Annotated in this window: 18 protein-coding genes; 11 read left to right on the top strand and 7 right to left on the bottom strand. The window is 67.9% G+C overall.

Annotated elements, in window-relative coordinates; translation table 11 throughout:
* Positions 1-768: an amino acid ABC transporter ATP-binding protein gene (locus tag EPN29_01325; protein ID TAN34983.1), complete on the top strand. Its 768-nt coding sequence runs from the start codon at positions 1-3 to the stop codon at positions 766-768.
* A 46-nt stretch (positions 769-814) separates the two neighbouring features.
* Here the strand turns inward: EPN29_01325 and EPN29_01320 are convergent, their stop codons facing one another.
* Both EPN29_01320 and EPN29_01315 read right to left on the bottom strand, forming a co-directional pair.
* Positions 815-1,909 (bottom strand): two pore domain potassium channel family protein, encoded by a 1,095-nt coding sequence (locus EPN29_01320; protein TAN34982.1) that lies wholly within the window; start codon positions 1,907-1,909, stop codon positions 815-817.
* Positions 1,910-1,959: 50 nt separating this feature from the next.
* The gene (locus EPN29_01315) at positions 1,960-3,144 is read right to left on the bottom strand and encodes an ROK family transcriptional regulator (protein TAN34981.1); all 1,185 of its coding nucleotides are present in this window, start codon (positions 3,142-3,144) and stop codon (positions 1,960-1,962) included.
* A 235-nt stretch (positions 3,145-3,379) separates the two neighbouring features.
* Between EPN29_01315 and EPN29_01310 the strand changes: the two genes are divergently transcribed.
* From EPN29_01310 to EPN29_01285, 6 genes are all read left to right on the top strand, one after another.
* Positions 3,380-4,453: a sugar ABC transporter substrate-binding protein gene (locus EPN29_01310; GenBank protein ID TAN34980.1), complete on the top strand. Its 1,074-nt coding sequence runs from the start codon at positions 3,380-3,382 to the stop codon at positions 4,451-4,453.
* Between the two features lie 63 nt (positions 4,454-4,516).
* The gene (locus tag EPN29_01305; GenBank protein TAN34979.1) at positions 4,517-5,335 is read left to right on the top strand and encodes a sugar ABC transporter ATP-binding protein; all 819 of its coding nucleotides are present in this window, start codon (positions 4,517-4,519) and stop codon (positions 5,333-5,335) included.
* A complete protein-coding gene (locus EPN29_01300) occupies positions 5,332-6,537 on the top strand; it encodes a sugar ABC transporter permease (protein ID TAN34978.1) in 1,206 nt (401 codons plus the stop codon). The genes EPN29_01305 and EPN29_01300 overlap by 4 nt, the downstream gene beginning before the upstream one ends.
* A gap of 79 nt (positions 6,538-6,616) precedes the next feature.
* Positions 6,617-8,962, top strand: a complete 2,346-nt coding sequence (lon, locus tag EPN29_01295) for an endopeptidase La (protein TAN34977.1) — start codon at positions 6,617-6,619, stop codon at positions 8,960-8,962.
* 35 nt (positions 8,963-8,997) lie between these two features.
* On the top strand, positions 8,998-9,411 hold the full coding sequence (locus EPN29_01290) for a CoA-binding protein (protein TAN34976.1): 414 nt from the start codon (positions 8,998-9,000) through the stop codon (positions 9,409-9,411).
* A 42-nt stretch (positions 9,412-9,453) separates the two neighbouring features.
* The gene (locus EPN29_01285) at positions 9,454-10,074 is read left to right on the top strand and encodes a CYTH domain-containing protein (protein ID TAN34975.1); all 621 of its coding nucleotides are present in this window, start codon (positions 9,454-9,456) and stop codon (positions 10,072-10,074) included.
* A gap of 30 nt (positions 10,075-10,104) precedes the next feature.
* Here EPN29_01285 and EPN29_01280 read toward each other — a convergent pair whose 3' ends face one another.
* A complete protein-coding gene (locus tag EPN29_01280) occupies positions 10,105-11,475 on the bottom strand; it encodes an NAD-dependent succinate-semialdehyde dehydrogenase (GenBank protein TAN34974.1) in 1,371 nt (456 codons plus the stop codon).
* Positions 11,476-11,617: 142 nt separating this feature from the next.
* Between EPN29_01280 and EPN29_01275 the strand changes: the two genes are divergently transcribed.
* The 3 genes from EPN29_01275 to glgB are packed head-to-tail and all read left to right on the top strand — an operon-like array spanning position 11,618 to position 18,917.
* Positions 11,618-13,633, top strand: coding sequence for an alpha-1,4-glucan--maltose-1-phosphate maltosyltransferase (locus EPN29_01275; protein ID TAN35032.1), 2,016 nt, complete (start codon positions 11,618-11,620; stop codon positions 13,631-13,633).
* 38 nt (positions 13,634-13,671) lie between these two features.
* Positions 13,672-17,013 (top strand): maltose alpha-D-glucosyltransferase, encoded by a 3,342-nt coding sequence (gene treS / locus EPN29_01270; GenBank protein ID TAN35031.1) that lies wholly within the window; start codon positions 13,672-13,674, stop codon positions 17,011-17,013.
* On the top strand, positions 17,010-18,917 hold the full coding sequence (gene glgB / locus EPN29_01265; GenBank protein ID TAN34973.1) for a 1,4-alpha-glucan branching protein GlgB: 1,908 nt from the start codon (positions 17,010-17,012) through the stop codon (positions 18,915-18,917). The genes treS and glgB overlap by 4 nt, the downstream gene beginning before the upstream one ends.
* A gap of 66 nt (positions 18,918-18,983) precedes the next feature.
* Here the strand turns inward: glgB and EPN29_01260 are convergent, their stop codons facing one another.
* Positions 18,984-21,002: a glycoside hydrolase family 15 protein gene (locus EPN29_01260; protein TAN34972.1), complete on the bottom strand. Its 2,019-nt coding sequence runs from the start codon at positions 21,000-21,002 to the stop codon at positions 18,984-18,986.
* A 69-nt stretch (positions 21,003-21,071) separates the two neighbouring features.
* Positions 21,072-21,854, bottom strand: coding sequence for an adenylate kinase (locus tag EPN29_01255; GenBank protein ID TAN34971.1), 783 nt, complete (start codon positions 21,852-21,854; stop codon positions 21,072-21,074).
* Here EPN29_01255 and EPN29_01250 point away from each other — a divergent pair.
* Entirely contained in the window at positions 21,740-22,957 is a 1,218-nt protein-coding gene (locus EPN29_01250; GenBank protein ID TAN34970.1) for a glycoside hydrolase family 1 protein, read from the top strand. The two genes, EPN29_01255 and EPN29_01250, sit on opposite strands and share 115 nt — an antisense overlap.
* A gap of 45 nt (positions 22,958-23,002) precedes the next feature.
* Here the strand turns inward: EPN29_01250 and EPN29_01245 are convergent, their stop codons facing one another.
* Both EPN29_01245 and EPN29_01240 read right to left on the bottom strand, forming a co-directional pair.
* Positions 23,003-23,581, bottom strand: coding sequence for a hypothetical protein (locus EPN29_01245; GenBank protein ID TAN34969.1), 579 nt, complete (start codon positions 23,579-23,581; stop codon positions 23,003-23,005).
* A gap of 76 nt (positions 23,582-23,657) precedes the next feature.
* Complete coding sequence (locus EPN29_01240) at positions 23,658-24,386, bottom strand: transcriptional regulator (protein ID TAN34968.1); 729 nt, start codon at positions 24,384-24,386, stop codon at positions 23,658-23,660.
* Positions 24,387-24,545 lie beyond the last annotated feature (159 nt).

Raw genomic sequence — 24,545 nt, 5'->3', positions numbered from 1 at the left:
ATGACCGCCACTCCCATGGTCAAGGCGGAGGCCGTCTACAAGAACTTCGGCCGCCTGGAAGTCCTGCGCGGCATCGACCTCGAGGTCCACCCCAAGGAGGTGATGTGCATGATCGGGCCCTCGGGCTCGGGCAAGAGCACGTTCCTCCGCTGCATCAACCACCTGGAGAAGATCGACGCCGGCCGGCTGTCCGTCGACGGCGAGCTGGTCGGCTACCGCGAGCGGGGCAACAAGCTGCACGAGCTTCCCGACCGCGAGGTCTGCCGGAAGCGCTCCGAGATCGGCATGGTCTTCCAACGTTTCAACCTCTTCCCGCACATGACGGCCCTGGAGAACGTGATCGAGGCGCCGATGCGGGTCAAGAGGGAAAGCCGCGAGGGGGCTGCGGCCCGGGCCCGCGGCCTGCTGGATCGCGTCGGCCTCGCCGACAAGGTCCAGGCCTATCCCAACCAGCTCTCCGGCGGCCAGCAGCAGCGCGTGGCCATCGCCCGGGCGCTGGCGATGCAGCCGAAGCTGATGCTCTTCGACGAGCCGACCTCGGCATTGGACCCGGAGTTGGTGGGCGAGGTGCTCGATGTCATGCGGGGCCTCGCCCGGGACGGCATGACCATGGTCGTCGTGACCCATGAGATGGGCTTTGCCCGCGAGGTCGGCGACAGCCTGGTCTTCATGGACGGCGGGGTGATCGTCGAAGCCGGTAATCCCCGCGACGTGCTCGCACACCCACAGCACGAGCGCACGCGGTCCTTCCTTTCCAAGGTGCTGTAGGTACCCGTTCACCAGCCCCCCTCCCCGCGACTTGGGAGGCGGGCGGTCAGTGCAGAGATTCTCCCGGCGCGGCGCCCTCCCACGCCGTCGTCTCCCAGTTGTCCTTCCGGGCGACGAGCGGAATCCAAGGAGGGAGGTCCATCAGGAGCTCGTGGCTGAGGGCGACAGCGTAGGGCTCGTAGCCCTTGCGGAGGCTGTTCAGGCGCTCCCGGAAAACACCGGGGTCCACCTCGATGCCGGCACTGGCCAGCGCTTCGTGGAGGGCGACGAGCTGGGCTTCGGACAAGCGGTCTGGGGCGTTGAACCTCGGCGCCGCGCGTAGGACCTGGCTCAGGTCGCCGAGGGCGTGACGGCCGATCGCGTATACGCGCCGCGCCTGCCACGTCTTCCCATGCGCCTTGGCCGCCTGCCACAGCGTGGCGAAATCCATGATCGCGGTCAGTGCCGCAACCCACGATTGGTTCTCGTGCTGCGACCGGAAGTAGCCGAGGACCTGGTAGGAAAGATGGCTCTCGAGGAGCTCCGCGGTCCACTCCTCCCACCGCGCCATCAGCGGTCGCAGCTCATCGGTCTCGCCCGCCGCGGCGGCGCGGCGCAGCAGGTCGCCGGCGCTGGGCGGTGAGCCGGCGTATTCGTCGAGCATCGAGATGGCGGTTTCGCGCCGGGAGAACGCCTGATAGAGGACGGGCAGGTACGAGATGACGACCGCGAGAAAGGCGAAGCCCATGCCGGCCTCGACGACGGTCAGGAACCGCGCGAGGTCGGTCTTCGGCGAGAAGTCGCCGATGCCGAGCGTCGTGAAGGTCGTCCCGCTGACGTAGAGGCTCGTCGTGCCGTTGAGCCGGGCGTCGAATCCGGCCGACCACAGCAGCAGCGCGAAGCCGGTGATGAGGATCGCCCCCCACAGGATGATCAGGAAGAGCAGAGAGATCGGACCGTAGGTGCTCAGGAAGGTCTCGCGCCGGTCGCCGGCTGACATGCGGCGCCCCACCGCCGCCCACGGCTTCCAGGTGAGCTGGTAGAAGATCTTCGACACGCGCACCCGGCCCGCCACGCGCCGAGGCAGGATGACGGTCTCGAAGGCGTCGCGGAGCACGACGGCGACGAGGGCGATCCCGAATAAAGCGGCGGCCAGCTGCATCGGTTGCCTACAGAACTCCGGCCGCGGCGTGGAAATTCATCGGTTCCAGCTCACCTCTCCGCCATGCGCGCGCGGGAGCCCCGCAGCGCCAGCGCCACGGACCCCAGCAGCTCTGCCCGTTCGACGAACACGGCTGGGAGGACCTCAAGCCTCTCCGCCGCGGCCTGGACCGCGTGGCGCCGTATGGACTCACGCAGCGGGCGCAGCAGGACCTCACCGGCGCGGCTGAGCAAACCCCCGACGATCACGCGTTCCGGGTTGATGAGATTGCAGAGCCCAGCCACCGCGACGCCGATCTCCCGGCCGGCGTCGGAGATGGCACGCTGGCAGCGCAGGTCTCCCTCCGCCGCCAGCTCGATGACCCTTGGCAGACTCAGGTTGTCACCCCAGCCGCGCCCGACCAGCTGGATGATCGCCGGCCCCGACGCCACGGTTTCAAGACAGCCGCGATTGCCGCAATAGCAAAGTGCCCCATCCTCGTCGAGCGTGGTGTGGCCGATCTCGCCCGCGGTCCCCGACGCGCCCCGCAGCAGCCAGCCATCGATCACGATCCCGGCGCCGATGCCGGTGGCGGCCTTGACGTAGGCGAAGTTCGAGCAATGGCGGCCGGCACCCCAGGTCAGCTCGGCCAGCGCGCCCAGGTTGGCGTCGTTCTCGATCTGAACCGGCAACCCAAGGCGGACCTGCATCTCGGTGGCGATCCGAAGGCCGACCCAGTCCGGGAGGATGGTCGCCGAGCCGGCCGTGCCGCGCGCGCGGTCCACCGGGCCCGGGATTCCGATCCCCGCGCCGATCACGTTCCTGCGCTCGACTCCCGCCCGCGCCAGCACCTCGCCGACCATGCGGGCCGAGGTGTCGAGCGATTCGATCGCCCGCCGATTGACGTCGAGATCGCACTGAGCCTCCGCCAGCACGTTGTGAGCGAGGTCGGCCACCGCGACCTGGACGTGGCTGTGCCCGAAGTCGATCCCGACGACCGCTTGCGATGAGTCCTGCAGGACGAGCTGCACGGCCGGCCGCCCGCCGCGCGAATCCGAAGCCTTGACGTCGACGTCGGAGATGCGCCCGGAAGCCTTGAGCTCCGCCACCAGGGTGGAGACGGTCGTGCGCGAAAGACCGGTCGCCCTGGCGATCTCGGCCTGGCTGGCGCGGCCCTGCTCCCGCAGGACCCCGATGACCCGCTGCCGGTTGCGATCTCGAAGCCAGGCGAGCGTCCCGTCTCCCCTGTTGGCCATGAATGCAGCCGAATCATCCCACAGTTTGTCAAGAGTCCGGACATTTAAATTTCCAAGCCCGCAGATCTCTTGACAAACAGGAGGTCCTGAGCAATGCTCTGCGCCAACGAAGCCTCGGCCAATGGTCGGATCTGACGGCTATTGAGTAGACCTGGTTGCCGGCGCACTCTCGCCCCGGAGCCCCCGGGAAGAAGGCACCAGGAAAGCCAGACGTGGTGGGGACAGGAGGTCCTAGATGAAGCCAGCCAGGTTATTGCCAGTCCTCGTGCTCGCAGGCTTGGTCCTGATGGCATGTGGCGGGAGCACCGGGGGCGGGGCGACCGCCGGCAAGAAGATCGCTCTTCTTTTGCCGGAGTCCAAGACCGCCCGATATGAGAGCAAGGACAGGCCCTTGTTCGAGGCGAAGCTGAAGGCGCTCTGCTCGAGCTGCCAGATCATCTACAGCAACGCCAACCAGGACGCTCCGACCCAGCAGACGCAGGCGGAAGCGGCTCTGACCAACGGCGCCAGCGTCCTGGTGCTCGACCCGGTCGACGGCGCGGCCGCCGCGGCCATCGTCGCCAAGGCCAAGGCGCAGAACGTCCCCGTGGTCTCGTACGACCGCTTGATCCTCAACACCCCCGACCTCAACTACTACCTGTCTTTCGACAACGCCGCCGTCGGCGCGCTCCAGGGCAACGCCCTGCTCACGGCGCTCAACGGCAAGCAGAACGCCACCGTCGTGATGATCAACGGCGACCCGGCTGACAACAACGCCAAGCTCTTCAAGCAGGGCGCGCACAGCATCCTCGACGGCAAGGTCAACATCGCCAAGGAGTACGACACACCGTCGTGGAGCCCGGACACGGCACAGACCGAGATGGCGGGAGCGCTCACCGCGCTCCACAACCGGGTCGACGGAGTGCTGGCCGCCAACGACGGCACCGGTGGCGGTGCCATCGCGGCGCTGAAGGCGGCCGGAGTGGCGCCTCTGCCCCCGGTCACCGGACAGGATGCTGAGCTGGCCGCCATCCAGCGCATCCTCATCGGCGATCAGTACATGACCGTGTACAAGGCGATCAAGGCTGAGGCCGAAGCCGCAGCCCAGCTCGCATACGACCTCGCGTACGGCATCGCGGTGCCGTCGTCGATGACCAACGGCAGGTCCGTGAACAACGGGAAGGCGGACATCAAGTCGGTCCTGCTGACCCCGGTGGCGGTGACCAAGACGACGATCGTCTCGACGGTCATCGCGGACGGTTTCTGGACCAAGACCGACATCTGCTCCGACAAGTACGCATCGGCGTGCACCGCGGCTGGAATCACCTAATCTGTTCGCACCTGTGAGTGACATCGGCGGGTGGCCTCACGGCCACCCGCTTTGCGTCTGAACATGCAAGCCCCGGGCGCCCAGCCCCTCGAGGGCGCGACACCGCCGGCGTCGGCGGCCGGCGAACTCCAACCCGTGCTCCAGCTGCGCCGGATCAGCCAGCGATTCGGGGCCGTGCAAGCCCTGTCCGAAGTCGACATCGAGGTGTACCCCGGCGAGGTGGTGGCGCTCGTCGGCGACAACGGCGCCGGTAAATCGACCCTGATCAAGGTCATCGCCGGCATCAACATCCCGGACTCGGGCGAGTTCTGGTTCGAAGGCCGCCACGTGGCGGTCCACGGCCCTCGCGACTCGGCGGCGCTCGGCATCGCCACCGTCTACCAGGACCTGGCGCTGTGCGACAACCTCGACGTCGTCGCCAACCTGTACCTCGGTCGCGAGGAGGTCGAGCCCCCGGCGCGGCTGATCAGCGAGGAGCGGATGGAGTTCCGAGCGCGCGAGGTCCTCAAGGCGCTCGACGTCAAGATCCCCAACCCCCGCAACGCGGTGGCGGCGCTTTCCGGAGGCCAGCGACAGTCGGTCGCCGTCGCCCGATCCGTGATGTGGAAGGCGAAGGTCGTGCTGCTCGACGAGCCCACCGCCGCGCTGGGCGTGCAGCAGACCAAGCAGGTGCTGGAGCTCGTGCTCCGCCTGAAGCACCAGGGCCTCGGGGTGATCGTCATCAGTCATAACCTGGCCAACGTCTTCGAAGTCGCCGACCGCATCATCGTCCTGCGTCTGGGCATGCGCGTCGGGACCTTCAACCGCACCGAGTCATCGGAAGAAGCGGTCGTGGGGGCGATCACCGGCGCCGAGTTCGGCAAGTTCAAGCCGCAGGAATGAGCTCGGTCCGACCAGCCGCCGCGGAGGCCACGATCAGGACGAATCTCGATTCGTTGTGGCGCAGGCTCGGCTCGGGCGACGTCGGCTCGTTGCCGGTCATCCTCGGCCTGGTCATGATCTGGGCGGTCTTCGACTATCTCAACCCGAACTTCTTGAGCCCGCGCAACCTGACCAACCTGACAGTGCAGGTCACGGACATCGGCATCGTCTCGACCGGGGTCGTCCTCGTCCTGCTGCTGGGTGAGATCGACCTCTCAGTCGGATCCGTGTACGGGCTCGGCTCGGCGGTGATGGCCGTGCTCAATGTCAAGCACGGCTGGGCGGCGGTGCCGTCCATCGCGGCCGGTGTCCTCACGGGCACCGCCATCGGCACCCTGCACGGCTTCTGGTTCACGCGTTTCAGGATCCCGTCGTTCGTGGTCACGCTGGCCGGGCTGCTGGCGTGGTTGGGGGCACAGCTCCTCGTCCTGGGCGAGACGGGAACCATCAACATCTACGACTCGACCATCGACCAGCTGGCGAGCAAGTTCTTCGATTCCACCTTGGGTTGGGTGATCGCCGCGGCCGTCGTGGCATTTCTCGGAATCGACGTCTTGATCCGGCGGCGCCGGCGGGCGGCGGCAGGACTGCCCGCAAACGCCTGGCTCGGCGACGTGGCGACGTTCGCCGTGATCGCCGTCGCCGTGCTGGGCGCGACGGCCGTCCTGGCCGGCGACCGGGGCGTACCGCTCGCCTTCCTGATCCTGCTCGCTTTCATCGTCGGTTTCGACCTGGTCACCACGCGCACCCGGTTCGGCCGCCACATCTTCGCGGTCGGCGGCAACGCCGAAGCCGCACGGCGCGCGGGCATTTCCGTCAACGGCATCCGCCTCGCCGTCTTCGCACTGTCCGGAACGATGGCCGCGATCGGCGGCATCATGGCGGCGTCCCGGCTCTTCGCCGTCAACTACTCGTCCGGCTCAGGAGACGTGCTGCTCAACGCCATCGCGGCCGCGGTGATCGGCGGCACGAGCCTGTTCGGCGGTCGGGGGACGGTATGGTCGGCCCTCACCGGCTCGCTGGTGATCGGGTCGATCAACAACGGCCTGGCGCTGCTCAGCGTCTCCGCCGACATCAAGTACATGATCACGGGCGGTGTGCTGCTGGCCGCCGTGACGATCGATGCGGTTGCAAGGCAGGGCCGGCAAAGAGCGGGCGTCTGAGCGATGAGGTGGTCACGGCGATCCCCTGCGAGGCGGGTGATTTGGAATTCGCTCTCCTGGGTAAACGTTGTCCATAGAGATGGCAAGCCCAAAGTCGGAACTCCTCCCCGTCCTCCCCATGGACGACGTCGTCGTCCTGCCCCACATGACCGTCACGCTGGCCGTCGAGGGCGACGACCAGAAGGCCGCGATCGAGGCCGCCCGCCAGGGCAACCGCCTCATCCTGCTCGTGCCTCGCATCGAGGGCAAGTTCGGCAGCATCGGGACCGTCGGGCGCTTGGGCGACTCGGCCGAGCTGCCCACGGGGGCGGAGGCCTTCATGATCCGCGGCGAGCACCGCGCCCGGCTGGGCAGCGGCCAGGCGGATATCGGCGGGGCGCTTTGGGTCAAGGCCGACCCGATCCTCGACCCTGACCCGGCCACCGAGCACGCGGTCGAGCTGGCGCGCGAGTACCGTGCGCTGCTGGAGAACCTGGTCGAATCGAGGGGCGTGCCCCAGGTCGTCCAGTTCCTGCGGGCCGCCAAGACCCCCAGCCACCTCGCCGACCTCGCCGGCTACTCGCCCGACCTCTCGACCGAGCAGAAGCAGCAGGTCCTCGAGACGGTCGACCTGGAGCAGCGGCTGACCCTGCTGATCGGCTGGACCAAGTCGATTCTGGCCGATGCCTCGCTGAAAGAGAAGATCCGCAGCGAGGTCGCCGAGGGCATGGAGAAGACGCAGCGCGAGTTCCTGCTCCGCCAGCAGCTCGAGGCGATCAAAAAGCAGCTCAACGAGGGCGGCAGCGACATCGTCTCCAACTACCGCGAGAGGATTGCCCTGGCGGGCATGCCCGAGGCGGTGCTGGCCGAGGTCAACCGTGAGCTCGACCGCCTGGAGCGCACGAGCGAGCAGAACCCCGAGTACGGCTGGATCCGCACCTACCTGGACTGGATGCTGGACATCCCCTGGAACGTGCGCTCGGAGGACAACTACGACCTGGTGGAGGCCCGCCGCATCCTTGACGAGGACCACACCGGTCTCGCGGACGTCAAGGACCGCATCATCGAGTTCCTGGCCGTGCGCAAGCTGCGCAACGAACGCGGCCTCGAGGTGCTCGGCGGGCGCGGGGCGGGCGCGATCATCACCCTGGTCGGCCCTCCGGGCGTCGGCAAGACCTCACTGGGTGAGTCGGTCGCCCGCGCCCTCGGCCGCAAGTTCACTCGCGTCTCCCTCGGCGGCATCCGTGACGAGGCCGACATCCGCGGCCACCGGCGCACCTACGTCGGAGCGCTGCCGGGCCGGATCGTGCGCGCCCTGAAAGACGCGGGGACCAAGAACCCGGTGATCATGCTCGACGAGATCGACAAGGTCGGCAGCGACTGGCGCGGCGACCCGTCGGCCGCGTTGCTGGAGGTGCTGGACCCCGCCCAGAACCACACGTTCCGCGACCACTACCTGGAGGTCGACCTCGACCTGTCCGAGGTGCTGTTCATCCCGACGGCCAACGTGTCGGAGACCATCCCGGCGCCGCTGCTCGACCGCATGGAGCTGATCCGGCTCGACGGTTACACGGAAGAGGAGAAGGTCGCTATCGCGCGCGACCACCTTCTGCGCCGCCAGGTCAGGCAGGCGGGATTGAAGGACGACGAGGTGACGGTGGCGGACGCCGCGATCATGAAGGTGATCACCGAGCACACCCGCGAGGCGGGCGTGCGGAACCTCGAGCGCGAGCTCGGGAAGATCACGCGCAAGGTCGCGACCAAGGTCGCCACCGGCGCGCTGACGCCGCCGTTCGAGATCACGCCCGAGCGCGTGCGCGAGTTCCTCGGCAAGCCGCGGTTCGACAACGAGGTCGCCGCCCGCACCGCGGTGCCCGGCGTGGCCACCGGACTCGCCGTCACCGGCACCGGGGGGGACGTCCTGTTCGTCGAGGCGACCGCCACCAACGGCGGCAGTCACGGCAGCACGCTGACCCTGACCGGCCAGCTGGGCGACGTGATGAAGGAATCGGCGCAGATCGCGCTGTCCTACGTCCGCTCGCACGCCAAGGACCTGCAGATCGATCCCGAGGCCGCGGAGAAGTCGTTCCACATCCACGTGCCGGAAGGCGCCGTGCCCAAGGACGGTCCGTCGGCGGGGGTGACGATGACCACCGCGATCGTGAGCCTGCTCACCGGCCGGCCCGTGCGCAGCACGGTCGGCATGACGGGTGAGGTCACGCTGCAGGGCCTGGTGCTGCCGATCGGCGGCGTCAAGCAGAAGGTGCTGGCCGCGCATCGGATGGGCTTGAAGGAGGTCGTCCTCCCGAGCCGCAACGAGAAGGACATCGACGACGTGCCGCAGAGCATTCGCGAGTCGATGAAGTTCCACTTCGCCAGTCGCGTGGACGACGTGCTCAAGGTCGCGCTCGAGCCCAAGGCCGCATCCAAGACGCAAGCGGCGTAGGAATATTCCGGCCGGCCGGCCGCTTTGCCCTTGGTGTGGCACGCAGCTCCCGTGAGGTCCTCGAGAACACGACCACCATCGCCGTCGTGGGCGCGTCACGCGATCCCAACAAGGCGGGCGCCTCGGTACCCGCGGTCCTGCAGCGGCGCGGATTCCGCATCATCCCGATCAATCCTTACGCGGACGAGCTCTTCGGCGAGCGCGTCTATCGCTCGCTGGCTGAAGTGACCGAGAAGGTGGATCTGGTGGACGTCTTCCGCCCGGCTCACGAGGCGGCGGACATCGCGCGGCAGGCGGTCGCCATCGGCGCCAAGGCGGTGTGGCTGCAGCTGGACATCCGCTCGGACGAGGCGCGGGGGATTGTGGAATCGGCCGGACTGGACTTCGTCGAGGACGAGTGCACCGCGGTCACCAGCTCCCTGTATCGAATCCGAAAGCCCGCCGCGTAGCCGAAGGCGCGCCCCGGACGCACCCGGCGTTACTCTCGACGCGTGCCTCGGCGCCGCCCACGTCATCGACTCCGGGATCGCAGTGTCGAATGCGAGCTCAAGTTCCGGCTCTCCGGCCCCGCTGATCACACTCGAATCCGCGCCATGCTGCGTCAGCGAGGGGCCCGGCTCGACGGCAGCTATGACGAGGAGAATGTCAGGTTCGACGGTCCCGGCAAGTCCACGCGACACACCACGTTGAGGCTGCGCGTCCTCGACGGTGGACCGCGCGGCTTTCTCACCGCGAAGGGTCCGGCCAGGTTTTCGGGCGGGGTCAAGATTCGCGAGGAGACGGAGGTGGCGGTCTCGGATGCTCACGCGACCCTCGACCTGCTCACGCAGCTCGGCTTTGGCATCGCCTTCACCTATCCGAAGCACCGTGCCATGTGGATGCTGAACGGCGTCGCCGTGACCCTCGACCAACTCGAGTTCGGCTGGTTCGTCGAGCTCGAAGGACCGCTCGAGGTCCTGCCTGAAATGGCTCGCAGCTTCGGACTGGAGCCGAAGCAGGCGCTGCGGGAGAGCTATTCCGTGCTGGCCAGGAAGGCCCTGGCGGCGAAGAAGAAGGAGAAGGAGAAGAAGAATGGAGCGGGCCGGGATGACGGCTCGCGCCCCTCACCCTGACCCTCTCCCCGAAAGGAAGGCCCGGCTAGATTATCTGGCGGGGCCCACCCAGACGGTCTGGATGTTCGTGAACTCTTTGATCCCGTACGGCGACAGCTCGCGCCCGTAGCCCGACCTCTTCACACCTCCGAACGGCAGGCGTGCGTCCGACGCGACCATGCCGTTGACGAACACGAGCCCGGCCTCGACGCGTTCCGCGAGCTTCTTGCCGCGCTCGACGTCCGCCGTCCAGATGCTCGAGCCCAATCCGAAGTCGCTGTCGTTGGCGACGCGGAGCGCATCCTCGGCATCCTTGACGCGGATCACGGCGGCCACCGGGCCGAACGTCTCCTCGTGGTAGGCGGGCATTCCCGGCCGGACGCCGGCGAGCACAGTCGGCTCGAAGTAACAGCCATCGCCGTCCACTCGCTTCCCGCCTGTCAGCACCCGCGCGCCGAGGCGCACCGATTCGGACACCTGGCGCTCGAGGTCATCGACGAGGTCGGCGCGCGCCAGGGGACCGACCTGGTTGCCGCGGTCCATCGGGTTCCCTACCTTGAGCGCCCCGACCGCGGCGGCAAACAGCTCCTCGAACTCTTCCGCGACCGACTCCTCGACGATGAACCGCTTGGCGGCGATGCAGCTCTGCCCGTTGTTCTGGTTGCGGGCGCGGCAGGCGACCGTCGCCGCCGCCTTCAGATCGGCGTCGGCCAGGACGATGAACGGATCCGAGCCGCCGAGCTCGAGCACCGACTTCTTCAGCGTCCTGCCGGCGGTGGCGGCCACCAGCGCGCCGGCGGCCTCGGAGCCGGTGAGCGTGACGCCCGCCACGCGGTGGTCGGACAGGATCCGCTCCACGGCACCCGAGCCGACCAGCAGCGTCTGGAACACACCCTCGGGCACGCCCGCCTCGCGGAACACCTCCTCGATCGCGAGCGCCGCCTGCGGCACGTTCGATGCGTGCTTGAGGAGCATGACGTTGCCGGCGACCAGTGCGGGTAGGGCGGCGCGGAACGCCTGCCAGAACGGGAAGTTCCACGGCATGACGGCGAGGATGACGCCAAGCGGCTGAAACCTCACATAGCTCTGGGACGCGGTGCTGTCGACCGGCTCGTCGGCCAGAAGCCGTGCGGCGTTGTCCGCGATCCAATTCGCCGTCCAAGCGCACTTCTCCACCTCGCCCTCGGCTTCGGCGATCGGCTTGCCCATCTCGGCGGTGAGCAGCGCCGCGTAGCGCGCCTTGCCCGCTCTCAGCACGCCCGCGGCGGAGCGCATCAGCGACGACCGCAGGTCGAGGCCGGCATCGCGCCAGGTGTGGCGGCCGGTCCAGGCGCGGGCCAGGGCCGCCTCGATCCCGGCCCCATCCAGCTCCGGGAACGTGGCCAGCTCGCGTCCGGTGGCCGGGTCGACCGATCTGAGCATCGCGCCGCATATCAGAACATAAATCCAGCTTTCGGCTCATCAGCCCGCCCCAAAGGGGCGGCCGGACATATGTGGCAGGATTTGACCCGTGGCCCGCGCACCGGTGAGGAGGCGGCTGGACCGCCCCCTGGTCCTCCCCTCGATCAACACGGATCAGCTCGCCGGCCGGAGGCGGGTGGTGATCGATGCCGTCACACCGGAGATCGACTCCGGCCGGTTCCCGGCCAAACGCACCCGGGGGGAGCGCGTGGCGGTCGAGGCGGACGTGTTCGCGGACGGGCACGACGCGCTGACGTGCGTTCTCCGATACCGCCACCAGTCCTCGACCGGGTGGACCGAGCAGCCGATGCTCCCGCTCGTCAACGACCGCTGGCGCGGCGAGTTCACGGTGACCGATCTTGGGCGCTACCTCTACACGGTCGAGGGCTGGGTCGATCGCTTCGAGACCTGGAGTCGCCAGTTCGCCAAGCGCGTGGAGGCGGGCCAGGACATCACGCTGGAGCTCGAGGTGGCCGCCCGCCTGGTCGATGAGGCCGCCGCGCGGGCCCGGCGCGCGCCGGGCGCACTCGCGAACCGCGGCAGCACGGATGCCGCACGCCTCCTCGCGCTCGCCGCGTCGCTGCGCCGGGGACGCGCCGCCGCGGCGGCGGCTCTCGGCGATGAGCTGGCGCACCTGATGGAGCTGTACGCCGACAGGAGCCAGGCGGTGCGGTATCCCCGCGAGCTGGAGATCGTGGTCGACCCCGAGAAGGCGCGGTTCAGCGCCTGGTACGAGCTGTTTCCGAGGTCCGCCGGCGAGAGTGGCCAGCACGGCACGTTGCGCGACGTCGAGCGCCGCCTGCCCGAGATCGCCGCGATGGGGTTCGACGTCCTCTACCTGCCGCCCGTCCACCCCATCGGTCATACCCATCGAAAGGGCGCCAACAACTCGGTCGAAGCAGCGCCCGGCGAGCCGGGCAGCCCGTGGGCGATCGGGTCGGAAGAGGGCGGCCACAAATCCGTCGATCCCCGGCTCGGCACACTGGACGACTTCCGGCGCCTCGTCACAGCCGCCGGGGAGCAGGGGCTGGCCGTGGCGCTCGACATCGCGTTTCAGTGCTCACCCGACCACCCGTACACGCGCGAGCATCCGGAGTGGTTCAAGCACCGGCCCGACGGCTCCATCCAGCACGCCGAGAACCCGCCGAAGCAATACCAGGACATCCTGCCCTTCGATTTCGAGACGGAGAGCTGGCGCGAGCTGTGGGATGAGCTGCTTTCGATCGTGCTGTTCTGGAGCGAGCAGGGCGTCAGCATCTTCCGCGTCGACAACCCGCACACCAAACCGTTCGCCTTCTGGGAATGGCTCATCCCCGAGATCAAGCGCCGGCAACCCGACGCCGTGTTCCTGGCGGAAGCGTTCACGAGGCCCAAGGTGATGTACCGGCTCGCCAAGCTCGGCTTCAGCCAGTCGTATACCTACTTCGCATGGCGCAACACGGCCTGGGAGCTGACCCAGTACTTCACCGAGCTCTCGCAGGCGCCGGTTCGTGACTTCTTCCGACCGAACCTATGGCCGAACACGCCCGACATCCTCACGGAGTACCTGCAGCACGGAGGCCGTGCTGCCTTCGCCGCGCGCCTCGTGCTGGCGGCCACCCTGGGGGCGAGCTACGGCATTTACGGACCCGCGTTCGAGCTGTGCGAGAGCCGCGCCAGGGAAGCCGGCTCCGAGGAATATCTCGACTCGGAGAAGTACCAGATTCGCAGCTGGGACCTCGACCACCCCGACGGCCTGCGCGAGCTGGTCACCCTCGTCAACAAGATCCGGCGTGAGAATCCCGCCCTGCAGAGCGATCGAGGGCTTCGGTTCCACCCGACCGAGAACGATCAGCTGCTCGCATACACCAAGAGCACATCGGACCTTGCCGACATCGTGCTGACGGTGGTCAACGTCGACCCGCATCACTCGCAGGCCGGCATGGTCACGCTGCCGCTCGAGGAGCTGGGCATCGAACGCGATCGCGGCTACCAGGCGCACGAGCTGATCAGTGGCGCGCGGTACCTGTGGAACGGGCCGCGCAACTACGTCGAGATCAACCCGCACGCGGCGCCCGCGCAGATCTTTCGGTTCCGGCGCAGCCTTCGCAGCGAACACGACTTCGAGTACTTCCTGTGATCGAGGCCGGGACCCAGCAGAGCGCACCGGCGGCGAAGGTGCCGGCCAAGCGCCAGCGCGAGACGTACCGGCTCGACGACGATCCGCTCTGGTACAAGGACGCGCTCATCTACGAGCTGCACGTGCGCGCGTTCAACGACAGCGATCAAGACGGCAGCGGCGACTTCCGCGGCCTGATCGAAAAGCTGCCCTACCTCCAGGACCTCGGCGTGAGCGCGATCTGGCTCCTGCCGTTCTACCCCTCACCGCTGCGAGACGACGGCTACGACATCGCCGACTACACCAACGTCAACCCGATGTACGGCAGCCTCGGCGACATCAACCGCCTGATCAAGGATGCGCACCGCCGCGGCATGCGAGTCATCAGTGAGCTGGTTTGCAACCACACATCAGACCAGCATCCCTGGTTCCAGCGCGCGCGCCATGCGCGCCCCGGCAGCGCCGCGCGCGATTTTTACGTGTGGAGCGACACCAACCAGCGGTACCAGGACGCGCGGATCATCTTCAAGGACTTCGAGGTTTCCAACTGGACCTGGGACCACGTCGCGGGCGCCTATTACTGGCACCGCTTCTACTCCCACCAGCCCGACCTGAACTTCGACAACCCCAGGGTCAAGGACGCGGTGCTCAAGGCGCTGGATTTCTGGCTCGACATGGGCATCGACGGGGTGAGGCTCGACGCCATCCCCTACCTGTATGAACGCGAAGGCACCAACGGCGAGAACCTGCCGGAGACCCACCAGTTTCTGCGCGAGATGCGCAACCACGTCGACACCAAGTACACGAACCGCATGCTGCTGGCCGAGGCCAATCAATGGCCCGAGGACTCGGTCGCCTATTTCGGCGAGGGCGACGAATGCAACATGTCGTTCCACTTCCCGCTCATGCCGCGGCTGTTCATGTCGATCCGGATGGAGGACCGCTTCCCCATCGTCGACATCCTGGCCCAGACGCCGGCCATTCCCGACACCGCGCAGTGGGCGCTGTTTCTGCGCAACCACGACGAGCTCACGCTGGAGATGGTCACGGACGAGGAGCGCGACTACATGTATCGCGCGTACACGCACGACCGCGCGGCGCGCCTCAACCTGGGCATTCGCCGGCGCCTGGCTCCGCTGCTCGGCAACGACCGGCGACGGATCGAGCTCATGAACGGCCTGCTGTTCTCCCTGCCCGGCACGCCGGTCATCTACTACGGCGACGAGATCGGGATGGGCGACAACATCTTCCTCGGCGACCGCAACGGCGTGCGGACCCCGATGCAGTGGAGCGCGGACCGCAATGCGGGGTTCTCGCGCGCGAACCGGCAGCGGCTGTACCTGCCGGTGGTCACCGACGCCGAGTACCACTACGAGACCGTCAACGTCGAGGCCCAGCACCAGAATCCGCACTCGCTGCTGTCATGGATGAAGCGGCTGATCGCCCTTCGCAAGCGCCATCGCGCATTCGGCCGCGGCACGCTCGAGCTGCTGAGGCCGGAGAACCGAAAGGTGCTGGCGTACGTGCGGCGGTACGAGTCCGAGCAAATCCTCTGCATCGCCAACCTCTCACGCTTCCTGCAGGCGGTCGAGCTCGACCTGACCCCCTGGAAGGGCCTGGTGCCGGTGGAGCTGTTCAGCGGCAACGAGCTGCCCGCCGTGGGCGATTCGCCTTACTTCCTGACCCTCGGGCCGCACTCCTTCTTCTGGTTCTCGATGCGACCGCGGACGGCGCCGTCGGTCCAGAGCGATGGCGCCCAGGCGGCGGCGTCGCTGCCGGAGATCCGTGTCAGCGGCGGCTGGGACTCCATCCTGAGCGGGACGAGCAAGGAGCGGCTCGAGAACGTGCTGCTCGGTTACGTCAGGCAGCGCCGGTGGTTTGGGGGCAAGGCCCGGCGGTTGAAGGCGGCGCGGATCACGGACGTGGCCGGCGTGCCCGGCGCCGACGGGACGGCGTACCTGCACACCGTCGTGATGTCGTACCTGGAGGGCGACCCTGAGACCTACCAGCTGCCCCTTGCCTACGCCAACGCCGCCGAAGCGCCACACATCCTGGAACGCTGGCCGAACGCCGCCGTGGCCTGGGTTCGGACCCGAGGCGAGGAGCAGCGCGGCCTGCTGTACGACGCGCTCGGGCCTCCGGGCTTCGCCGAGGCCGTCCTCGGCGCGATCGCCAAACGCCGCCGCTCCGGCGGAGGACTGGGAACGCTGGCGGGCTCGACCACCCGCGCCTTTGCCCGCCTGCGGGGACCGGAAACCGTCCGGCTCGAGGCTGCGCTCGCCGGCGCGGAGCAGAGCAACAACTCGGTGGTTTTCGGCGAGCGGCTGATCCTCAAGGTCTTCCGGCGGCTGGAAGACGGGGTCAATCCCGAGCTCGAGGTCGGCCGCTTCCTGACCGAGAAGGCGAGCTTCCCCCAGATCGCGCCCGTCGCCGGCAGCCTCGAATACCGCCGAGACCAGGGTGAGCCCGTCACGCTCGCGATCCTCCAGGCGTACGTGCCCAACCAGGGCGACGCGTGGCAGTACACGCTGAACACGCTGGCGCACTATTTCAGCGGCCCCGAGCTCGCCGAGACAGAACCGCCGGCCCTGCCGCGAAGCCTGCTGCAGGTGAGCACCGGCGAGCTGCCGGAGGTCGCGACCCGGACCTTCGGCGCCTACCTCGACTCCGCGCGGCTCCTCGGCCGGCGAACGGCCGAGCTGCACGCGGCGCTGGCGTCCGACCCGACGGACTCGGCTTTCGCCCCGGAGCGAATTTCGCAGCAGGACCAGCGGTCCATGTACCAGTCGGTGCGCGGGCTGTCCCACCGCGCCACCGAACTCCTGCGCGGCCAGCTCAACCAACTGCCGGAGGAGGCGCGGGCGGAGGCCAAGCAGGTGCTCGAGCTGGAGCCGCGCATCGCCTCTACGCTGCGTTCCTTCCTCGCCCGCCGGTTGACCACGACCCGCATTCGCGTCCACGGTGACTACCACCTCGGCCAGGTGCTGTACACCGGGCACGACTTCGTCATCATCGATTTCGAAGGTGAGCCGGCGCGCACGCTGTACGAGCGCCGGCTCAAGCGCCTCGCGCTGCGAGACGTGGCCGGCATGCTGCGCTCGTTCCACTACGCTAGCCAGGCCGCCCTGCGGTCCGAGCAAATCGCGGCGGAGAGGCTGCCCCGGCTTCAGCAGTGGGCGCGGTTCTGGGTCGACTGCACGTCGGCCGCGTTCCTCAAGAGCTACCTGGCCGCGGCCGGGACCGCGTCATTCGTGCCCCAGGCGGCCGACGACCTGGACCTTCAGCTGACGACCATGCTCCTGGAGAAAGCCCTGTACGAACTGCGCTACGAGCTGAACATGCGCCCCGATTGGGTGCGCATCCCGATGCGCGGGATCCTCGACCTAGTGACGCCGGCATGATCGCGCGGTCGCTGCTCAGCCCGTTCGACCTCCACCTTTTCAATGAGGGCACGCACAGCCACCTCTTCGATAAGTTGGGAGCCCATGTGTCGAATGACCCCGAGGGGACGTTTTTCGCCGTGTGGGCGCCCAACGCCGATTCGGTGAGCGTGATCGGCGACTTCAACGGCTGGGACAAGTCGGCGAACGGCCTGTACCCACGGGAACAGTCGGGGATCTGGGAGGGCTTCATCCCCGGCGTGCGTCATGGGGCGCTGTACAAGTACTACGTCCACTCCCGCGTGACCCGCGCGGGCGCCGACAAGGCAGACCCGTTCGCCGCCTTCGCCGAGCCGCCGCCGAGACAGGCGTCGGTGGTGTGGGACCTCGGCTATCGGTGGGGCGACGAAGGCTGGATGGCCAACCGGCACGTGACGAACGCGCGGTCGGCGCCCTGGGCGGTGTACGAGCTGCACCTCGGCTCGTGGATGCGCGTCCCCGAGGAGCAGAATCGCTCCCTTTCCTACCGCGAGCTCGCACCGCGTCTTGCCGACTACGTGAGCCGCATGGGCTTCACTCACGTGGAGTTCATGCCGGTGATGGAGCACCCGTTCTATGGCTCTTGGGGATACCAGGTGACGGGCTACTTCGCCCCGAGCAGCCGGTACGGCACGCCGCAGGACTTCATGTTCCTGGTCGACTACCTGCACCAGAACGGAATCGGGGTGATCCTCGACTGGGTCCCCTCACACTTTCCATCGGACGAGTTCGGTCTCCAGAACTTCGACGGAACCCACCTCTTCGAGCACGCGGACCCACGCCTCGGCGTGCACCCGGACTGGGGCAGCTCGATCTTCAACTATGGTCGCAACGAGGTGCGCGGCTTCCTGCTGAGCAGCGCGCTGTGCTGGCTGGACCGCTATCACGCCGACGGCCTGCGCGTCGACGCGGTCGCGTCGATGCTCTACCTCGACTACTCGCGCAAGGCGGGCGAATGGATTCCCAACATGTTCGGCGGCAACGAAAACCTGGAGGCGGTGGATTTCCTGCGCCGCTTCAACATCGAGGTCTACAAAGAGCAGCCGGACGTGCAGACGATCGCGGAGGAATCGACCTCGTGGCCGCTGGTGTCAAGGCCCACCTATCTGGGCGGCCTGGGTTTCGGCATGAAGTGGGACATGGGCTGGATGCACGACACCCTCGGCTACCTGTCCCAGGAGCCGATCCACCGCAAGTTCCACCAGCAGGAGCTCACGTTCCGGATGCTCTATGCGTTCAGCGAGAACTACATGCTGCCGCTGTCGCACGACGAGGTCGTCCACGGCAAGGGATCGCTGATCTCGAAGATGCCCGGCGACGACTGGCAGAAATTCGCCAATCTGCGTCTGCTGCTCGCCTACATGTACGCGCAGCCCGGCAAGAAGCTCCTCTTCATGGGCGCCGAGTTCGGGCAGTGGCGCGAGTGGGACCACGACCAGAGCCTGGACTGGCACCTGCTCGACCAACCACTCCACGGCGGCCTGCGGCTGTGGACGGGTGACCTGAACCGGGTCCTGCGCGAGGAGAAGGCGCTGCACGAGTTGGACTTCGAGCCGGGCGGTTTCGCGTGGATCGACTGCACCGACGCCGACCAGAGCGTGGTCAGCCTGATGCGCCGCGGCCGCTCGCCCAACGACGTGGTGGTCGGCGTTTTCAATTTCACTCCCGTGCCGCGCCACAACTACCAGATCGGGATCCCCCGGGGTGGGCGCTGGCGCGAGCTGCTGAACAGCGACGCCCCGATCTACGGCGGCAGCGGGCAAGGCAACCTCGGAGGGGTCGAAGCGGCCCCGATCAGCGTGCACGGGCAGCGTCACAGCATCACGCTCACACTCCCACCGCTGGCCGCCTTGTTCCTGAAACCGGAGGCGGAGCCGGGCGCGTAACAGGATCCCGCCCCGGCGAAGGGAACCCGGCATCCCCACTCCCCCTCGAACTCGGGGGCGAGGCGGTCAGGGTTGGGGGGAGGGCACGCCCCCGAAAATGTGAGGCGTTCCCGTCTCGCAGTGGATCACGTGCATGACGGCATTGATCAGCGCCAGGTGTGAGAAGGCCTGCGGGAAGTTGCCGAGATGCCTGCCGCTGCGGGGGTCGATCTCTTCTGCGTAGAGCTGCAGCGGGCTCGAATATGAGAGCAGCTTCTCGCAAAGCTGCCGCGCCCGCTCCAGCTCACCGATCTCGCACAACGCGGACACGAGCCAGAACGAGCACATGGTGAACGTGCCCTCCTCGCCTGAGAGGCCCTCGTCGGTTTCCTCCGGGCGATAGCGGAGGACCATCCCGTCGACGGTCAGCTCGCCGGCGATGGCCAGCACCGTCGCCTTGACGCGCGGATCGTCCGGCGGGAGGAAGCGCACGAGCGGGATCAGGAGCACGGACGCGTCGAGCGCCTTCGAGCCGTAGCGCTGGACGAAGACGCCGCGTGAGTCGACGCCGTGCTCGCAGATGTCCGACTTGATCTCATCCGCCGCAGCCTGCCAGCGCTCCGCCAGGTCGAGGTCTCCGTGAAGCTCCGCCAGCCGCGCTCCGCGATCGGCCGAGACCCAGCACATCAGCTTCGAGGACGTGAAGTGCTGCGGCCGGCCGCGCATCTCCCAAATCCCATGATCCGGCTTCTTCCAGTTGCCGATGGCGCACTCGACCGAGTGCTTGAGGATGGGCCAGACCGCTTCCGGCAGGTAATCCCTCGACTTGGTGTGCAGGTACACCGAGTCGAGCACCGCGCCCCACACATCGTGTTGCACCTGCTGGAACGCGGCGTTGCCGATGCGCACCGGCCGCGACCCGTCATACCCGCTCAGGTGGTCGAGCGTCTTCTCGGCCAGCTCGTGCTCGCCGCCGATGCCGTACATGATCTGGAGATCCTTCTTGCCGGCGGCCACGTCGGCGATGAAGTAGAAGAAATCGTTGGCCTCGCGCGCGAAGCCCAGCGTGTACAGACCCCACAGCATGAAGGTCCCGTCGCGGATCCACGTGTACCGATAGTCCCAGTTGCGCTCACCGCCGATGGTTTCGGGGAGCGAGGTCGTCGGCGCCGCCAGCAGCGCCCCGGTCGGGCTGTACGTCAGCCCTTTGAGAGTCAGCGCGCTGCGCTGGAGGTAGCTCTGCCATGGGTGCTCGGGAAACTCGCCGTGGTTGATCCACTCACGCCAGAAGTCGGCGGTCCTCTCGATCCGGTGGAAGGCCTCGTCCAGGTCGGCCGGCGGCGGGTGCTCGGCCCAGAACTCCTTGGTCGTGGAGTGCTGCGAGCGCGGCCAGGCGATGGCGGCGTAAGCGCGATCACCCTGGCGCAGGGTCTTCGTCGCATGCGCGCCGGGGCCTTCGAATCCAACCCTGAGGTCGGTGACGAGGCGCAGCGGCACGTCGGACTCGCCACCGGTCGCGATCGCCTCGCCGTAACCAGGGCCCGAGTACTCCCACCTGGCGGCCGTCCGCCCATAGGCGAACACCGGGTGGCAGTCAATGCCCAGCTCGACCTCGCCGACCAGGCACCGCGCCGTTCGCAGCAGGATGTGCTCCGCCTCCTGGTCGGTCGGCGGCCGCCGGTGCGTGCCCGACCGCCGCTGGCTGTGATACCAGGGACCGATGCAGAGTGCGTCTCGGACGATGAGCCAGCCGGTCCGCGTCCTCCAGGTCGTTTCCAGGACCAGGGTGCCGGGCAGGTAGCGGCGCCCGGCGGGCACCTGGACTCCGGTCGGGCCGAAGCGGAAGCTGCCCGCGGCGCGATCCAGGATGGCCGCGAACACGCTCGGACTGTCGGGACGCGGCAGGCACATCCACTCCACCCGACCGCTCGGCGCGACCAGCGCATTGACCTCGCAGTCGGACAGGAAGGCGTAGTCGCCGATGGGCGGGAAGGCGCTGGCGATGCGCGACGCCGCGGCGCGGGGCCCGACCTCGCGATCAGCCCGGCCGTCGGCGTCCACACCGGGCCTGGTGCGGGCGCGCTCGCCTTTCACCGTGGTCCTAATCGCCTGGCCGCCGTCTGACTCGCGCGCTTTTCTGGCCGTACCGCACGCTCCCAGCGAAATATAGGCCGGCTACCGGCGGGAAGACCGGATGGCCGCTCGGATGCGGTTGAACACCTCCCCCACCTCGCCGACCCCGTCGATCTCCGCCACGCGAACTCCGTCCTCGCGATAGTGATCCAGGACCGCCGCCGTGACGGTCCTGTATTCGTGCATGCGCCCCGTGATCGCCTCTCGCGTGTCATCGGCCCGGCCCTCAACCGCGGCCCGATGCAGCAGACGCTCGACCAGCACTCGCTCGGGAACGTCCAGGAAGATCACAAGGTCCACCCCGGGGCGGCCCTCGGCCGAGAGCATCGCGTCCAGCGCCCTGGCCTGCTCGACCGTCCTGGGGAAGCCGTCGAGGAGCACGCCGGCGCCGGCCTCGGACCCTGGCAGTCGGCCGCGGACGATGCCGACGATCAGGTCATCGGGCACCAGCGCGCCGGCGGCCATGATCCGGCCCACCTCCCGGCCGATGTCGCTGCCCTTGGCGACCTCGGCCCGAAGGATCTCGCCGGTCGACAGGTGCGTGAGCCGGAACTCGGACTGGATGCGCGTCGCCTGCGTCCCCTTGCCGCTGCCGGGCGGCCCGAAGATGATCCCGATCACTTGACCGGCGGCCGGATCGAGCGGCGGCGCCGCCGCCAGCTGCGGTCGCCGGCCACGCGGCAAGCCCCGCCTGTGGAACACTGCCCGGGATGAGCGACACGACCACGTTGCCAAACGGCTTTCTCGTCGGCGCCTCGGTGTCGGCGCACCAGGTCGAGGGCGGCAACACCAACAGCGACTGGTGGTGGTGGGAGCACATCGAATCGACGCCGTGCCGCGAACCGTCCGGAGACGCCTGCGATTTCTATCACCGCTATGGCGAGGATATCGCCCTGCTGGACGGGCTCGGTCTGAACACGTTCCGGTTCGGCATCGAATGGGCGCGCATCGAACCGGCCGAAGGTGAGTTCTCGCAAGCGACGCTCGACCACTACCGTCGCGTCCTGGAGGCTTGCCACGAGCATCGCGTCGTCCCGATCGTCACGTTTCACCACGTCACGCTGCCGAAATGGCTGCACGACCTGGGCGGTTTCGCCTCCGACCGCTTTCCATCGCTCTTCGAGCGCTATTGCGACCGCGCGGCGCAGGCGCTCGGGGACCTCATCGGGTATGCCTGCACGATCAACGAGCCGCAGGGGCTGGGCTCGAGCGGATACATGCTGGGCATCAACCCGCCAGGGCACACCGACGACCGGGACGGCGCCCAGCGCGCGGTCGATCACCTGCTCGAGGCACACCGCCTGGGGGCGGCGGCGATCCGTTCGCGAGCCCGGATCCCGGTGGGTGTGACCCTCGCCCTCCCCGACCTCCAGTACGAGGATGGCGCGGCGCCCGGGGACACATCGTTGGAGCTCGAGTCGCGCGTCAACGACTGGTTTTTCGAGCTGGCACGCAAGGATGACTTCATCGGGGTCCAGACCTACACGCGGTTTCGCATCGGGCCGGAAGGTCCGCGCAGCCCCGGCCACGATTGGAGCGACACGACACGCGAGATCACCGAGACCGAGCAGACGACGCAGATGGGATACGAGCCCTACCCGCCGGCGCTGGGCGCGGCGATCCGGCGTGCGTGGAAGAGCTGCGGCGGGATTCCGATCCTGGTCACCGAGAGTGGCATCGCCACCGCGATCGACGAGAAGCGGGTGGCCTACATGACGGCCGCCCTGCGCGAGGTGCAGGCCTGCCTTGCGGAAGGCATCGACGTGCGCGGCTATCTCTACTCGTCCCTCCTCGACAACTTCGAGTGGGCCTTCGGCTACGCGCCGACCTTCGGTCTGGTCGCGGTGGATCGCAGGACATTCGCCCGCCATCCCAAACCAAGCGCCGCCTGGCTCGGGGAGTACGCGAAGTCGGTGCGCAACCGCTAGCGCTTCCCCCGGGATGGACGTTCAGACTGCTCCGCGGCGGTCAGCTCACCCGGCCGCTTCACCACCGATCAGCTTGGCGCTGGGATCTCGTCCCGACGCTGTTGCCGGACCCGGCTGCGGATCGAACGGCGAGCCGCCTGGATCGAAGCCGGGCCGGCGATCGCCAAGACCGCCTTCGTCGGGCGGCTCGTCATCGCCAGGCCTCTGCTGCTTCTCCCAGCGGAGCTTGGAGGGAAATGTGTGGCGATACTCACGCGCCCGATCGGCCGCGATCTCGAAGTTCTCGCAGAACTTGTCATTGCCGGTCTCGATTCGCTTGCGGATGACGTCCTCACGCAACTCGTCCCAGTACATGTCGAGCGCCAGCGCGTCGAACAGCAGCTCCTCGGCGATATGACGGTGCAGGGCCAGCACGCCCAGCTCCTCGAAGAAATGGGCGAGCTGCACATAGTCGTCGTCTCCCAGGCGCTTGGTCAGCAGCCGTACGAACGCCGACGCGAGAGGTTCCGAATGAAGGATCCGCATGATCGTCATGAAGACCGGCACCTGCTCGGGAGTGGACCGGCCGAAGTCGATCCGTCCGGTCGTCCTCTCGGCCGCATGCCTCAGACCCCAATCAGTCATTCGGGTTCGACTCCACCTCACCCAGCATCATCACAAGAAGGAGGGCGGAGAGCAAGAGGGCAAGGACCCGAACTCCTCACTCACCGCGCGAACCCACCTTCACGGTTCGGTAGGCGACGCAGCAACGGCCGGGTGACGGTTCGCGCTCGGCTCGCAGTGAACCGGCCCCCAGGCTCTCGACCACACCCCGATGCATAGCGAGGTTGACCTCGCAGACGGTGTCGTTGTAATCGACGGCCAGTGCGTGGAACGGGCAATTGCGAAGGATGATCCTGTGACGCCCTTGGCGAACCGGCTCAAACCCGTGTTCGGCCAGCACGGCCAACGCTTCGGCGATCAACCGGCCCGCCGACGGCCGTGCGCCGCCTCGGCCGCGAGCGATGGCACCCAGCTCTCGCCCGTACCCCTGCGCAGCCACCTGTGCGCGCCGCGCACCGGGGGCGCGGCCGTCAGTCACCGCATCGGCGAGGAACCTGCCCATCAGGTCGTACCGGCGCTGGGGAAGGCTGACCTCGATCGGCTCGTGGCTGCGACGGTAAAACTTGGTCGGTCGCCCCGCGCCGGGGCCGCCCACGCCGGACGGACGCCGGTACTCGGTCCGCATGAGCCCGGCCTCGACCAGCTTGTCCAGGTGGAAGGCGGCGAGACCTCGCCTGATGCCGAGCGCTTCGGCGGCCTGATCGCGCGAGACGTCTCCCGGCTCCCGGGAGAGCGCGAACTCGTAGAGGGAGCGGCGCACGGGGTCCGCCAGAACGGCCACCGTCGCTATGTGGTGCGTCCGCCGGCGCTCGTGAGGCGAGCTCATCTGGCCTGTTTGGACTCTAACACGAGCTTCCGCGAGTTTTACACCGGCCTTGGAATTGTTCTCTAACACCTCCGGTTTTAGTTTTTAGAACGCAGGAGGCAGTCGATCATGAAGCGAACCGCACCCCGGATGCGCCCCGGCAAAAAGACCCGAAAGCCC

It is taken from the genome of bacterium (genome assembly GCA_004299235.1).
Lineage (GTDB): Bacteria > Chloroflexota > Dormibacteria > Dormibacterales > Dormibacteraceae > SCQL01.
Note: the sequence above shows the minus strand (reverse complement) of the source record. Positions and strands in the feature narration are given on the sequence as shown.